This window comes from Micromonospora sp. NPDC005203 (assembly GCF_042872705.1).
GTDB lineage: Bacteria > Actinomycetota > Actinomycetes > Mycobacteriales > Micromonosporaceae > Micromonospora.
Window position 1 is genome coordinate 406801 of sequence record NZ_JBIAKV010000002.1, and the last position, 13668, is coordinate 420468.

Below are 13668 nucleotides of genomic sequence, written 5' to 3' on the forward strand. Positions count from 1 at the left end.
GCTCAGGGACGGGCTTGCGGCGTGGCGGTCGGACCCTTGACCACGGGCCTGCCGTCGACCCAGGTCACCTCGTCGAGCCAGACCTGCCGACCGGGGTCGGTGCTGCCCTCCTGGCCGGGCGGCCAGGCGTGGTACAGCAGCCAGGTCCGGCCGTCCTTGACGACCATCGAGGCGTGACCGGGACCCGAGGCGGCCTCGGCGCTCTTCAGGATCGGGTTCTCGGCGGCCTTCACACACGGGCCGGTCGGGCTCTCGCAGACCGCGTAGCCCTCCGCGTACTCGGCCCGGTCGTAGGCGTTGGCGGCGAAGAAGAGCAGCAGCCGACCGTCCTGGCGGTGGAAGAACGGCCCCTCGATCAGGGTGCCCTCCCACGCCTCGGTCTGCTTCAGCAGCTTCGTCGGCTCACCGACGAGGGTCAGACCGTCGTCGGCGAGGCGCTGCGACCAGAGCCAGGTGTCCACCCCCACCGCGTTGCCGTCGTTCTTCCACAGCAACCACAGGCTGCCGTCGGTGTCCCGGAACGGGCTGGCGTCGATCGCCCCGCCCAGGTCGGCCTGGCAGATCAGCGGGCCGGCCGCGTCGTCGGAGTACGGCCCCTGCGGCGCGCTGGCCACCGCCCGTCCGACGCACTGCCGGCCCGACTCCCGGCCGGCGACGGTGTAGTAGAGCGCGAACACCTCCGGCGCCAACTGGATGACCTCCGGCGCCCAGGTCTTGCCGGCGTCCGCCCAGTCCGGCAGCGTCGGCAGCGCGTCCCCGGCCCCGGCCCAGTCGACCAGGTCCGTCGAGGTGAGCACCGGGACGTTGCGGCCGCCGGAGTTGGTGTGGAACAGGTACCAGGTGTCGCCCACCTGGATCGCCTGCGGATCCGGGGCGTCGGTCTTCACGACCGGGTTGGTGAACATGCCGGGGTCGCTCCCGCTGCTCGTGGTGGGGGTGGGTTCGGTGCCGTGGGCGCAGCCCGTAACGAGCAGCGCGGCGGCGAGAACGATCGCCGCCGCGCCACATCGCCGGTTGGTCGTGCGCGTCATCCCTTCAGACCGCTGCGGGAGACGCCCTGGATGATGTGCCGCTGAGCGAGCACGAAGAGGATCAGCACCGGCAGGCTGGCCAGCACCGCACCCGCCATGATCACCGGGTAGTCGGTGACGTACGAGCCCTGGAGCAGGCCCAGGCCCGGCGGCAGAGTGAGCTTCTCCGGGCTGAACAGCACGAAGATCGGCCAGAGGAAATCGTTCCAGTTGGTGAGGAACGACAGCACGGCCAGGGTGGCCAGGGCCGGCTTGGACAGCGGCAGCACCACCTTGTAGAAGATCTGCCACTGGTTGGCGCCGTCCAGCGTGGCGGCCTCCTCCAGCTCGTTCGGCAGGGAGAGGAAGAACTGCCGCAGGAAGAAGACCCCGAACGCGCTGGCCGCGCCGGGCACGACCACCACGGCGAGGGTGTCGATCCAGTTGAGCTGGTCGACGATCAGGAAGTTCGGAATGATCAACGAGGTCGGCGGGATGAACAGCGTCCCGACGATCAGGGCGAAGGTCACCCCACGCCCCCGGAACTTCAGCCGGGCCAGGGCGTACGCGGCCATCGAGGCGGTCACCAGCACCAGCAGCGAGTGCAGCGTGGCGGCCACCATGCTGTTGAGGAACCACCGCAGCACCGGGTTCGCCGAGTTTTTGAGGATCTGCTCGTAGCCGTAACCCGCGAGCGGATTCGGCAGCCAACTCGGCGGGATCTCCTGGGCGGCCGTGTAGGTCTTCAGCGAGGTGATGACCATCCACACCAGCGGAACCAGGAAGACCAGGGTCAGCGCGACCAGGATGGCGTAGAGCCCGACCCGGCGCGGCCCCGATCCGGAGCCGTTGGTGGTCGGCGTGGGCGTCGTCATGGCGATCCCCTCAGTCTTCCTTGTAGCGGAAGAGGCGGAAGTTGGCGATGCTCACGACCGCCAGCAGCAGGGCGAACACGATGCTCATCGCGGCGGCGCGACCAGCGTTGTTGTTGCGCAGGCCCTCCTCGACGATGAACCACACCACCGTGCGGGTCTCCGTGCCGGGCGTCCCCTGGGTGATCAGGAACGACTGGCCGAACATGTTCGCCGAGGCCAGCACGGTCGTCGTGATCACGAAGAGCAGCACCGGACGCAACCCGGGCAGGGTGACGTTGCGGAACCGCTGCCACGCGCTGGCCCCGTCCATCCGGGCCGCCTCGTACAACTCCGGGGAGATGTCCTGCAACCCGGCCAGGTAGATCACCGCGTTGAAGCCGGAGGTCCACCACACGGTCACGCCGACCAGCGAGATCCACGCCCACGGCATGTTCGTCACCCAGGGCGTGTCCGACGGCAACCCGACCACGCCGAGGAGCCGGTTGACCAGGCCCAGGTTGGCGTCGAGCAGGAACCGCCAGAGCAGGCCGATCACCGCGACACCCAGCACGTACGGCGCGAAGTAGACCGCCCGGAAGAACGTCCGGCCCGGGAAGGAGCGGTTGAGCAGCAGGGCCAACCCCAGCGGTACGACCACCAGCAGCGGCACCGACAGCACCGTGAAGATCGCGGTGGCGCGGATGCTCTGCCACCAGTCGCCGTACACGGCGGAGTCGCTGGAGAAGAGCTGCCTGTAGTTGTCCAACCCGACGAACGGCCGGTTGGGCAGCTGGAAGTCCCACTGGTGCACGCTCAGCCAGAGGCCGAGGATGATCGGCAACAGGCCGAAGACCCCGAACAGGACCAGGTAGGGGGCAAGGAACAGGTATGGCGTCGCCCGTCTGGTCCGACCCGCCGAAGCGGTCCGGCGGGCTTCGTTGGCCGCCGGGGGCGGCGCGTCACCGCGCGCCGCCCCGACCTCGATCACGTCCGCCACTGGTTATCAGCTCCCGTACTTCTTGCGGTTTTCCTCGAGCTGCTTGTTGGCCTTGGCCACACCCTCGTCGAGCGCCTGCTTGGGCGACTTCTTGCCGAGCGCGGCCACGTTGAACGAGTCGTAGAAGGTCTTGATGACCTCGCCGAGGCCCGGGGTCGCCGGCGGGAACGCCGCGTACTCCAGCTCGGGGGCGAGTGCCGAGATCTCCGGCAGCGCCTTGAAGTCGGCGCTCTCCCGGACGTCCTTACGGGCCGGGATCTGGCCGCCCTTGGCCCAGTCCAGCGAGTGCTGGCTCAGCCAGTTGATGAAGACCTTCGCGCCGGAGACCTTGTTGGCGTTGTTCGCCCGCTGCTTCACGATCGTGAAGTTGTGCGAGTTGGCCCAGGCTGCCGGCTTGCTGCCGAGCTGGGGGAGCGGGGCGACGCCCCACTGCACCTCGGGGCTCTTCAACAGATCGTTGATCTGCCAGATGCCGTTGAAGGTGAAGGCGTTCTTGCCGCTCTTGAACGCCAGGTACTCGGCGTCCTGCCCGACGTTGGCCGGCGAGTGGCCCTGCTTGACCATGTCGACCAGCCAGGTGCACGCCTCGACCGCCGGGTCGGAGTTGAACGTGGCCTTGGTCACCTCGGCGTCGAAGAGGCTGCCACCCCACTGGTTGAGCAGGGAGTAGAACGTCATGCCGCCGGTGAACTGGAACGGGCTGAGCCAGAAGCCCTGCACGCCCGACTTCTTGAACTCGGCGAGCGCCGCCGTGAAGTCGTCCTTGGTGGTGGGCGGCTTGTTCGGGTCCAGACCGGCCTTCTGCATGACGGCCTTGTTGTAGTAGAAGCCCAGCGGGTGCATGTCCAGTGGGATGCCGTACCGCTTGTTGTTGTAGAGCCCGCCCTGCCACACGGTGGGCGCGAAGTCCGCCTCGGAGAGCTCCAGGTTCTTGGCCACGTCGTCCAACTCGCTGATCACGCCGCGGGCGGCGAAGGTGGCGAGCTGGTCCATGTGCATGACCGCGATGTCCGGGCCGTTGCCGCTGGAGGCCGCACCGGGGAGCTTGTTGTAGTAGTCCTCCCACTGGTACGTGGCCACCGACACCGCGATGTTCTGGTGCTCGGTGTTGAACTGGTTGACGAGCGCCTTGAAGATGTCCCCGTCGCCGCCGGTGAAGCCGTTCCACAGCTTCAGGTCCACCTTGGGGCCGGTGTATTCCTTGCCGCCGTTGCCGGCGGCCGGCCCGGAGGCGTTGTCATCGCCGCCGCCGCAACCCGCGAGGGTCAGCGAGGCCGCGGTGCCGAGTCCGAGACCGAGGCCGAGCAGGCGCCGCCGGCTCATGTCGTTCTGGATCATGCTTTATCTCTCCTTGAGGGGGGACGGTATGAATTGTGCCCGCTCAGCCAGGTGCGACAGCTAGGCGCCGGCCGGGCCGAAGCGGAGCACGCTCCAGGACACGGCGGGCAGGAGCACGGTGCACCGGCCGCCGTCGGGGGTGGGGATCGGTAGGTTCCGAGGCGTCACCCGGTCGGGCTCGGCCTCGGTGTTCGTCGCTGACGGGTCAGAGCCGGCAGCGATGCACTCGAACGACAGACCAGACATACCCGGCATGCCGCGCAGGTCGATCTCCAGCGGGAGATCGGTGGAGTCCCGGTTGACCGCGAACACGGTCAGCTCACCGGTCTCCTCGTCGTGCACGGCGACGGTGTCGAGCACCGGCACGTCCCCGTACTTCTTCGTGTCGTAGCGCGGCGACACCGGCTCGGTACGCAGCACGGTGCCCCGCGCATAGCGGGCGGTCAGCGCGAACGGGTGGAAGATGCTCTGCCGCCACGCCGGGCCCCCGGTGCGGGTTCGGATCGGCGCGATCACGTTCGCCAGCTGGGCCTGCGCGGCGACCCCGACCCGGTCGGCGTGCCGGAGCAGAGTGATCAGCAGGTCGCCGACGACCACGGCGTCGACGGCGGTGAAGGTGTCCTCGATCAGCGCCGGGGCCTCGACCCAGCCGCGCCGGTCCAGGTCGGCCTGGAGGCGGGACTCGTACCAGACGTTCCACTCGTCGAAGGAGATCTTCAGCTTGCGCCTGTGCCGCTGCCTGGCGGCCACGTGGTCGGCGGTTGCGACGACCTCGGTGATGAAGTTGTCCATGTCGACGGCCGAGGCCAGGATGCTTGCCTGGTCGCCGTCGGACGGGTCGTAGTAGGTGTGCGCCGAGATGTAGTCGACGTGTTCGTAGGTGTGCTCCAGCACCGTCGCCTCCCACGAGGCGAAGGTGGGCATCCGCCGGTTGGAGCTGCCGCAGGCGATCAGGCTGATCGACGGGTCGATCATCTTCATCGCGCGGGCGGCCTCGGCGGCGACGCGTCCGTATTCGTCGGCGGTCTTGTGGCCGACCTGCCACGGGCCGTCCATCTCGTTGCCGAGGCACCACAACCGCACCCCGTACGGATCCTCGGCGCCGTGCTTGCGCCGCAGGTCGGAGAGCTCCGTGCCACCCGGGTGGTTGGTGTACTCCAGCAGGTCCAGGGCCTCCTGCACCCCGCGGGTGCCAAGGTTGACCGCCATCATCGGCTCGACACCGGCCTCGGCGGCCCAGGTCATGAACTCGTCCAACCCGAACGCGTTGGTCTCGATCGTCTTCCAGGCCAGGTCGAGCCGGCGCGGCCGGTTGCCGACCGGGCCGACCCCGTCCTCCCAGCGGTAGCCGGAGACGAAGTTGCCGCCCGGGTAGCGGACCACCGAGACGCCCAACTCGCGGGTCAGGTCCAGCACGTCGCGGCGCAGGCCACGGTTGTCGGCGCTGGGGTGGCCGGGCTCGTAGATGCCGCCGTAGACGCACCGCCCCATGTGCTCGACGAAGGAGCCGAAGAGGCGTCGGTCGGCCGGGCCGATGGAGAAGGCCGGATCGACCGTCAGCTGCGCGGTCCGCAAGGGGGTGCCACCTTTCCTCGTGCCGTTGCCCGGGTGAGCGCAGTCACCGTTCACCCGGTGTCCACCGTTTCTACAACGTTGTAGGCAACGTTGTAAAGAGCAGGTGACAAGGTAGGGTGCGCTGGGTTACCTCGGGGAGGTTGCGGAGTGCGACACAGACTCAAGGACGTGGCCGAACGGGCCGGGGTGTCGGTGAAGACCGTCTCCAACGTCGTCAACGGCTACCTGCACGTTCGGCCGGACACCCGTGCCCGCGTCGAGGAGGCCATCGCCGAACTCAACTACCGGCCCAACCTCTCGGCCCGCCACCTGCGCAAGGGCCGCACCGGCGTGATCGCGCTGGCGGTCCCGGAACTGGACATCCCGTACTTCGCCGAGTTGGCCCGCTACGTGGTCACCGCCGCCGCCGCGTACGGCTGGACGGTGCTCATCGACCAGACCGGCGGTCGACGCGAACAGGAACGGGTGGTCGCCTCCGGCATCACCGACCACCTGATCGACGGGCTCATCTTCAGCCCGTTGGCACTCACCGCCGAGGATCTGGCCGGCCTGGACGGCACCCCCATGGTGCTGCTCGGTGAGCGGGTCGAGCACGGCCCCGCGGATCGCGTGGTGATCGACAACGTGACCGCCGCCCGGCAGATCACCGAGCACCTGATCCAACTCGGCCACCGCCGGATCGCGGCCATCGGCTCCCAGCGCACGGACGAGGGCGCGAGCGCCCGGCTGCGCCTGGCCGGCTACGCCGACGCGCTGCGCGCCGCCGGGTTCGACTACGACGAAACCCTGGTGGCGCCCGCGTCGGCCTGGCATCGCGCCGACGGCGCGGCCGCCATGCGGGGCCTGCTCACCTCCGGCGTACGCCCCGACGCCGTCTTCTGCTTCAACGACACGCTCGCCCTGGGTGCCCTGCGCGCTCTGCACGAGGCCGGCCTGCGGGTGCCCGAGGACGTGGCGGTGGTCGGCTTCGACGACATCGAGGACGGCAGGTTCTCCATCCCCACGCTCAGCACCGTCGCCCCCGACAAGGAGCGGATCGCCGAACTGGCAGTCGAACTGCTGGCCAACCGGCTGGACGGCGACCGCGCCGCCCCGACGAGAGAGGTCTCCGCCCCCTACCGCCTGGAACTCCGCGAATCCACCCGAACCCCCTAAAGGCCCTCTCCTACTGCCACTCCCTCCCTCCCTCCTCCTCCCTCCTCCTTCCCTCCTCCTCCTCCCTTTCCGCGTTGATCATGGAGTTTTTGTCATCTATGTCGGCGTGTCGCCGCGATAACCTCATGATCAACCAGGGGGCTGGTGGGGTGGGTTGGGCGCGGGTGGGCTGGTGGGTTAGTCGAAGAAGCGGGCCAGGTGGGACTTTGCTGCGGTTTCGGCCTTCGGGGGTAGGGGGGTCAGGTCGGCGAAGATCGAGGCGCCGTCGCAGCCGGCGTGCAGGGGATACCAGCGGGGGGTGCCGGGTGGCCGGCCCTGGCAGATCCCCTTGAACGTCTGGACGTCCATCAGCCGGACGTGAGTCGGGTCGGCCACCGCGTTCACGTGCCCCCACCAGGGGCTCATCACGTGCAGCACGCCGCCTGGACGGAGTACCCGGTGGCACTCGTCCACCAGCGGCAGGAAGTCGATCAGGTGCTCCAGGATGTGCACCGCGAAGAGGACATCCACCGAATCGTCGGCAAGCGGTAGCGAGCCGGACAGGTCCGCGACCGCGTTCACCCCCGGCGCCGGGTAGATGTCCAGACCCAGGTTGGTTGACCACTGCTTGGTCGGACCGCACCCGAGGTCCACCACGACCGGTGCCCGCCCGCCGACGCCGACCCGGCACCAGACGCCGTAGACGCCGGCCAGCCGCCCCACCAGGTCCCGCACCAGCCGCAGCTCGGCGGGCTCGGCCACGTCCCCGGTGAGGTGGGCCACCCCCCGGTCGAATCGCACCTCGACCGCCAGGCCACGCAGCCGTTCGTCGTGCCGAGCCTGGTCCGCCCATGCCTGGGCGAGGGAATCATCGATCGCCCGCAGCCGGTCGGCCGAGGGTGGAGTCTGTGCCAAAGCGACCATGCGGGCCACCTCCCGCCGCGCGATACCCGCAATCGCGCCCGCTATGCCCGGCTCGTCCGCGTCGTCGCCCCCTCCGGCGCGGCTGGCCATGGGCGTGTCGCAGGTTGCGGGGCAGAACGGCAATCATCTTGATGCCACACAGGCATCAAGATGACTCAGAGGCATCAGGCGCAAAGGAGGCACGTCGTCACGTGCCGAACCGCGACCGGTCAGATCGGCTCCTGCGAACACGCGGCAGGCCAGGTCGCCTCGCCGCAGGCCGGCGGTCGGCCTGCGAGAGCCTTTTGCCCCACGCCGACGGGCCGTGCCGGGCACTGGGCCGTGCCGGGCACTGGGCCGCGCCGGGCACTGGGCCGCGCCGGGCCGGTCGGGTCAGCCCGATAGGGTCCGACGGCCCCCGCGCACCCGCTGGCGGGGTTGCGGGGCGGCGGGTTTCGGCCGCTTCAGGTGGTAGCGGTGCAACTCGTGGTGGCCGGGCAGGGACGGGTCCTCGCTCATCGCAACCAACTCCCAGCCCTGGTCACCGGCCCGGTTCAGGTGGGCCAGCGAGGTGTCGCCGTAGGGCGTCACGTCGACCATGGAGCCGTCCGGGCCGTACCAGACGAAGACGACCTCCCAACCGAGGTCGTTGCTCGCCGCCTGGCGGCGGCGGACCAGCAGGGCGTACTCCCACTTGAGCATGGCGTCATTCTCACCCCGCGCGGCCGCGCGGGCACGGATCAATCCTCGGCGATCCGCCCGCCGTCCACCCGGAGCCGACGGTTGGTCTCGATGGCGGCCAACATTCGCCGGTCGTGCGTGACGAGCAGCAACGTTCCGGGATAGGTGGCCAGCGCCGACTCAAGCTGCTCGATGGCGGGCAGGTCCAGGTGGTTGGTGGGCTCGTCGAGCACCAGCAGGTTGACCCCGCGGCCCTGGAGCAGCGCCAGCGCCGCCCGGGTCCGCTCACCGGGGGACAGGGTGGCCGCCGGTCGTGGCACGTGCGCCGACCGGAGCCCGAACTTGGCCAGCAGGGTCCGCGCGTCCGCCGGCGACATGTGCGGTACGGCCGCGTGGAACGCGTCGATCAACGGCGCGTCACCGAGGAACAGCCCTCGTGCCTGGTCGACCTCACCCACCACCACCCCGGGTCCGAGCGAGGCGGTGCCCGCGTCCAACGGCAGCCGCCCGAGCAGCGCGGCCAGCAGGGTGGACTTGCCCGAGCCATTCGCCCCGGTCACCGCCACCCGGTCCGCCCAGTCGATCTGGAGGTCGATCGGGCCGAGGGTGAACCCTCCCCGGCGTACCACCGCAGAGCGCAGCGTGGCCACGACGGCGCCGGCGCGGGGCGCGGCGGCGATCTCCATCCGCAGCTCCCACTCCTTGCGGGGCTCCTCGACCACGTCAAGCCGTTCGATCAACCGATCGGTCTGCTTGGCCTTGGCGGCCTGCTTCTCGCTCGCCTCGGCGCGGAACTTGCGGCCGATCTTGTCGTTGTCGGTGGCCTTGCGCCGGGCGTTCTTCACGCCCTTCTCCATCCACCCGCGCTGGGTGCGAGCCCGAGCCTCCAACCCGGCCTTGGTGTCGGCGTACTCCTCGAAGTCCGCCCGGGCGTGCCGGCGGGCCACCTCGCGCTCCTCCAGGTAGGCCGCGTAGCCGCCGCCGTAGTGGTTGACCTGCTGCTGCGCCAGGTCCAGCTCCAGCACCCGGGTCACCGTGCGGAGGAGGAACTCCCGGTCGTGGCTGACCAGCACCGTGCCCGCCCGCAGCCCGGTGACGAACTCCTCCAACCGCTCCAGACCGGCCAGGTCCAGGTCGTTCGTCGGCTCGTCGAGCAGGAACACGTCGTACCGGCTGAGCAGCAACGACGCGAGCCCGGCGCGGGCCGCCTGGCCGCCGGAGAGCCCGGTCGTCGGGTGGTCCAGGTCGACCGCGAGCCCCAGGTCCGCGCTCACCTGCTCGGCGCGTTCGTCCAGATCCGCACCGCCGAGGGCGAGCCAGCGCTCCAGCGCGTCGCCGTACGCGTCGTCGGCGCCCACCGCCCCGGCTGTCAGCGCCTCGGTCGCCGCGTCCAACGCCGCCTGCGCGGCGGTCACCCCGGTCCGCCGGGCCAGGAAGTCCCGTACGGTCTCGCCCGGCCGCCGTTCCGGCTCCTGCGGCAGGTGCCCGACGCTCGCCGTGGGCGGGCTGAGTCGCACGCTGCCGGCCTCGACCGGCAACAACCCGGCGAGGGTACGCAGCAGCGTCGACTTGCCGGCCCCGTTCGGCCCCACCAGGCCGACCACGTCACCGGGGGCCACCACCAGGTCCAACCCGGCGAAGAGGGGGCGGTCGCCGTGCCCGGCGGCCAGGTCCTTCACGATCATCGTGGCGCTCATCAGTTCGGGAGCCTATCCGGCTGCCGGCATAGGATCCGACGGGAGCGGGCAGACTCAACGGCGTGGTGACCACACTGGCGATCGACTGCGGCGGCGGAGGCATCAAGGCGTCCGTGCTCGACGAGGCCGGGACGATGCGGGCCCGACCGCTGCGGGTGCCGACCCCGTACCCGTTGCCGCCCGCGCTCTTCGTCCGGACCCTGCTGGATCTGGGCGGGCGCCTGCCAGCGGCGGACCGGCTCACGGTCGGCGTACCGGGGATGATCCGGCACGGGGTGGTGGTGACCACACCGCACTACGTGACCCGCAGCGGCCCGCGCAGCCGGGTCGACCCGGATCTGCTCGCCGAGTGGTCCGGTTGGGACGCGCGCGGCGCGCTGGCCGACGCGTTCGGGGTGCCGGCGCTGGTGCTCAACGACGCCGAGGTGCACGGCGCCGGGGTGGTCGCCGGCACCGGCTGCGAGCTGGTGCTGACCCTGGGGACGGGGCTGGGCAGCGCGCTCTACGACGGCGGGGTGCTCGCACCGCACCTGGAGTTGTCGCACGCGCCGGTGCGGTGGGGCACCACCTACGACACGTACGTGGGTGAGCCGGAACGGCGGCGGCTCGGCGACGCCTTCTGGTCCCGGCGGATCCGGCAGGTGGTGGACGGTCTCCGCCCGGTGTTCCGCTGGGACCGGCTCTACCTCGGCGGGGGCAACTCCCGGCTGATCCGGCCCGAGCAACTGGCCCGGATGGGCGACGACGTGGTGGTGGTGCCGAACACGGCCGGGATTGTCGGAGGTGTCCGCGCTTGGGAGCTTTTCGCCGGACGCCGGGACGCCCGCACCTGACCTGTTCTCGCCGGATCTCGCCCCCGGGAACAGTCGCCAAACGTCAGGTGTTGTGCCAGCGTCGGAACAGGTGACGGTGCGACCCGAGGAGGTGGGCAGATGGATCTTCTGGCGGACTACCGGCGGGCGACCATGTTCTTCGAAACCGGTGACCCGGGCGGGGCGGCCCGACTGCTGGAGCCGATCGTCGACGCCGAACCCGGCAACGCGGCGGTTCGGCAGTTGCTGGCTCGGGCGTACTTCCAGTCGGCCCAGCTCAACCGGGCCGAGGAGCACCTGCGCGAGCTTGTCGCCCGGGATCCGAGCGACCACTACGCGCACCACGTGCTCGGTCGGACGCTGGAACGGCTGAACCGACACACCGACGCGCTGCGGCACCTGCGGATCGCCGCCGCCATGTATGCGACGAACGACGACTACCGGACCGCGCTGGAGCGGGTGGAGACCCGGGTGGGCGGCACGCGCTGAGGCGTGGACCGGTGACGGTGCGAGGGGCGGTCCTGCGGGGCCGCCCCTTCGTCGTCCGGCAGGCGGGCTCATCCTCGTCCGGCGGCTCTTCGTCGTCCGGCGGGCGGCTCTTCCGTCCGGCGGGCGGGCCGCCGGGCGTGCCTAGGATGACGGGTATGGGACCTGACCGGGCGGGGGCCGTGGCATGAAGCTCAAGCTGGACCTGCACGAGATCTTCAACAAGGGGCAGGACATCGACCGCGCGTTGCGCGGGATCATGGACGAGGCGGTGGCGAAGAAGGCCACCCTCGTCGAGATCATCCCCGGCAAGGGGTCGGGTCAGCTCAAGAAGCGCGTGCTGCGGTTCCTCGACCAGAAGGACGTCAAGCAGCTCTACCACCGGGTGGAAAAGGACTCCAAGAACTTCGGCCGACTCTTCGTCCACTTCCGCTGGAAGTAGCGACGGCACGGCCTCTGACCTGCGTCTCAAGGCTCTGCCAAGGCCGGCGAACCATGATCATGCCGTGTCCAGGCCGTCAAGGGCTCGCGGAGCGTCTGCGCCGGCCTGCTCTCCACCGAGTGCCTCATCGATGGCCCGACGGGTGCGATCCTCACTGGCCGGCAGTAGGTGGGTGTAGGTCCGGAGGGTGAAGCCCGGGTCCGCGTGGCCCAGGTAGGCCGACAGAGCCTTGATGCTCTCCCCGGCGTCCAGGAGGACTGAGGCGTAGGTGTGCCGCAGGACGTGCATCCCGTTGTGGCGGTTATCGGGGATGCCGGTCGCCCGGATCGCGGGCTTCCAGACGCCGGAGTTGAACATCGAGCGGGACAGCGCCAGACCGTTGGGCGTTGTCAGGTACAGCTCTACGGTTCGCGGCTAGCCGGTCAGCGTCTCCCACGGCAGGGTCACCGCGACCGGTGGGCAGTCTCGCGCCTGTTGTTTCAACCGGCCGGCTACCGAGTCCGGCAACGGGACCTCACGGGACTTGCCGCCCTTCGGCGGGGCGAAGATCAGCGAGCGACGAACCAACTTGATCTGGCGAGTGATATGCAGGATTGGGCGGGTCGGGTCGATATCCCCAGGGCTGACCGCGAAGATCTCACCTTGCCGTAGGCCGCATCCCGCGCCCAGGTCCACTGCGATTCGGTACCGAGGCCGCATGTTTTCCCTGAATGCTGTCAACCGGGCGACCGGCCACGGCACCACCTTGGTCGGAGCGGGCTTCGGCCGGCGGATGCTCTTGACCGCGAACGGGTTGCTGACGATCTTCTTGTCGTCCACCGCCGCGTTGAAAATCATCGACACATCGGTGAAGAGGACCCGGCGGTAACCCACCGACAGCCCCTTCTCCTGAATCTTCCGCGCCCAGTCCCGGACCGTCGTTGGCTGAATGGACGCGATCGGCTTGTGCCCGATGACCGGATGCACGTGCAGCCGGAGTTCGTATTCGATGCGGTCACGGGTGAGGACGTCGGTGGTCGCGGCGGCGAGCCATTCGTCGGCGTACTGCTTGAAGGTGGTGCGGCCGGCGTCGGGGTCGACGTAGGTGCCCTTGAGGATGTCGGCCTGGACGTTGGCGAGGAACGCCTGTGCGTCGCGCTTCTTCTTGTCGGGGAACGACTGCGATTTCTCTTTGCCGTCCGGGGCGAGGTACCGGACGCGGTAGCGCATTCCCTGCCCGCACTCTGGCTTGGGTTCCTGCCGGGACTTCCCGTCCGGGCCGACAACCGTCTTGTACCAGCGGTCAGCGATGTGGGCCATGTCAGGCCGCCTTGGACTGGTCGGTGAACCAGGCGCGTACCGAGGCCGGGTCGTAACGGAGGTGCCGGCCGACCCGGGCGGCGGGTGGGCCGTACTTGCGTTTGCGCCACTGGTACAGCGTCTGGACTGGCACCCGCAGGTAGGCCGATACGTCTTCGACTTCCCAGAGCGGTTCGGGCGTAGGTGGTGCGGTCATCGTGGCTCCTTCCGGGTGATGGTGATGTAGGTGCGGCTTTCGCCGCTGTAGCCGGCGTGGCGGGTGCTGGTGCGGCAGGTGACCCGTTCGCGGCCGTAGTAGGCGGTGAGTTGGGCCGCGATGGTCGTGGCGTGGGTGGTGACGGTGGCGGTCGGGCCGATGAGCCGGACCGCGACCAGGGGGCGGGGTCGTGTGGGCATGGCTCTCCTTCCGGGGGGCGTTTGGTCGGGGTGTGCTTGCGCTG

Annotated in this window: 16 protein-coding genes; 4 read left to right on the plus strand and 12 right to left on the minus strand. The window is 69.8% G+C overall.

The features are described from left to right. Positions 1-2: 2 nt before the first annotated feature. Genes ACFYPM_RS07135 through ACFYPM_RS07155 form a run of 5 tightly spaced genes read right to left on the minus strand, consistent with a single transcriptional unit; the run spans position 3 to position 5774 of the window. A complete protein-coding gene (locus ACFYPM_RS07135) occupies positions 3-1031 on the minus strand; it encodes a glycoside hydrolase family 43 protein (protein WP_387192104.1) in 1029 nt (342 codons plus the stop codon). Next, positions 1028-1885, minus strand: a complete 858-nt coding sequence (locus ACFYPM_RS07140; protein WP_387192106.1) for a carbohydrate ABC transporter permease — start codon at positions 1883-1885, stop codon at positions 1028-1030. Before ACFYPM_RS07140 ends, ACFYPM_RS07135 begins: the two co-directional genes overlap by 4 nt. 10 nt (positions 1886-1895) lie before the next feature. Further along, positions 1896-2861, minus strand: a complete 966-nt coding sequence (locus ACFYPM_RS07145) for a carbohydrate ABC transporter permease (RefSeq protein WP_387192108.1) — start codon at positions 2859-2861, stop codon at positions 1896-1898. Between the two features lie 6 nt (positions 2862-2867). After that, positions 2868-4199: an ABC transporter substrate-binding protein gene (locus ACFYPM_RS07150; RefSeq protein WP_387192110.1), complete on the minus strand. Its 1332-nt coding sequence runs from the start codon at positions 4197-4199 to the stop codon at positions 2868-2870. A 60-nt stretch (positions 4200-4259) separates the two neighbouring features. Continuing rightward, complete coding sequence (locus ACFYPM_RS07155) at positions 4260-5774, minus strand: alpha-N-arabinofuranosidase (protein ID WP_387192112.1); 1515 nt, start codon at positions 5772-5774, stop codon at positions 4260-4262. A gap of 147 nt (positions 5775-5921) precedes the next feature. Here ACFYPM_RS07155 and ACFYPM_RS07160 point away from each other — a divergent pair, with 147 nt between their 5' ends. After that, positions 5922-6929, plus strand: coding sequence for a LacI family DNA-binding transcriptional regulator (locus ACFYPM_RS07160; RefSeq protein ID WP_387192114.1), 1008 nt, complete (start codon positions 5922-5924; stop codon positions 6927-6929). A 177-nt stretch (positions 6930-7106) separates the two neighbouring features. Here the strand turns inward: ACFYPM_RS07160 and ACFYPM_RS07165 are convergent, their stop codons facing one another. The 3 genes from ACFYPM_RS07165 to ACFYPM_RS07175 form a co-directional block, all read right to left on the minus strand. Continuing rightward, on the minus strand, positions 7107-7832 hold the full coding sequence (locus ACFYPM_RS07165) for a methyltransferase domain-containing protein (protein WP_387192116.1): 726 nt from the start codon (positions 7830-7832) through the stop codon (positions 7107-7109). A gap of 372 nt (positions 7833-8204) precedes the next feature. Next, positions 8205-8513 (minus strand): hypothetical protein, encoded by a 309-nt coding sequence (locus tag ACFYPM_RS07170; protein ID WP_357253917.1) that lies wholly within the window; start codon positions 8511-8513, stop codon positions 8205-8207. Between the two features lie 38 nt (positions 8514-8551). After that, positions 8552-10189: an ABC-F family ATP-binding cassette domain-containing protein gene (locus tag ACFYPM_RS07175; protein ID WP_387192118.1), complete on the minus strand. Its 1638-nt coding sequence runs from the start codon at positions 10187-10189 to the stop codon at positions 8552-8554. A 62-nt stretch (positions 10190-10251) separates the two neighbouring features. Between ACFYPM_RS07175 and ACFYPM_RS07180 the strand changes: the two genes are divergently transcribed. The 3 genes from ACFYPM_RS07180 (at position 10252) to ACFYPM_RS07190 (ending at position 11929) form a co-directional block, all read left to right on the plus strand. Then, the gene (locus tag ACFYPM_RS07180; protein ID WP_387192120.1) at positions 10252-11022 is read left to right on the plus strand and encodes an ROK family protein; all 771 of its coding nucleotides are present in this window, start codon (positions 10252-10254) and stop codon (positions 11020-11022) included. 99 nt (positions 11023-11121) lie between these two features. Beyond that, positions 11122-11490 carry a tetratricopeptide repeat protein gene (locus tag ACFYPM_RS07185; RefSeq protein ID WP_387192122.1) on the plus strand — a complete coding sequence of 123 codons (369 nt, stop codon included), beginning with the start codon at positions 11122-11124 and terminating at the stop codon, positions 11488-11490. A gap of 184 nt (positions 11491-11674) precedes the next feature. Next, complete coding sequence (locus ACFYPM_RS07190) at positions 11675-11929, plus strand: Smr/MutS family protein (protein ID WP_007465523.1); 255 nt, start codon at positions 11675-11677, stop codon at positions 11927-11929. A gap of 57 nt (positions 11930-11986) precedes the next feature. On the opposite strand, the gene ACFYPM_RS07195 is transcribed toward ACFYPM_RS07190, so the two are convergent. The 4 genes from ACFYPM_RS07195 to ACFYPM_RS07210 are packed head-to-tail and all read right to left on the minus strand — an operon-like array spanning position 11987 to position 13624. After that, entirely contained in the window at positions 11987-12286 is a 300-nt protein-coding gene (locus ACFYPM_RS07195; protein ID WP_387192124.1) for a tyrosine-type recombinase/integrase, read from the minus strand. A 57-nt stretch (positions 12287-12343) separates the two neighbouring features. After that, positions 12344-13228, minus strand: coding sequence for a tyrosine-type recombinase/integrase (locus ACFYPM_RS07200; RefSeq protein WP_387192126.1), 885 nt, complete (start codon positions 13226-13228; stop codon positions 12344-12346). Between the two features lies 1 nt (position 13229). Then, on the minus strand, positions 13230-13424 hold the full coding sequence (locus tag ACFYPM_RS07205; RefSeq protein ID WP_387192128.1) for a helix-turn-helix domain-containing protein: 195 nt from the start codon (positions 13422-13424) through the stop codon (positions 13230-13232). Beyond that, a complete protein-coding gene (locus ACFYPM_RS07210; protein ID WP_387192130.1) occupies positions 13421-13624 on the minus strand; it encodes a hypothetical protein in 204 nt (67 codons plus the stop codon). Before ACFYPM_RS07210 ends, ACFYPM_RS07205 begins: the two co-directional genes overlap by 4 nt. Between the last annotated feature and the right edge of the window lie 44 nt (positions 13625-13668).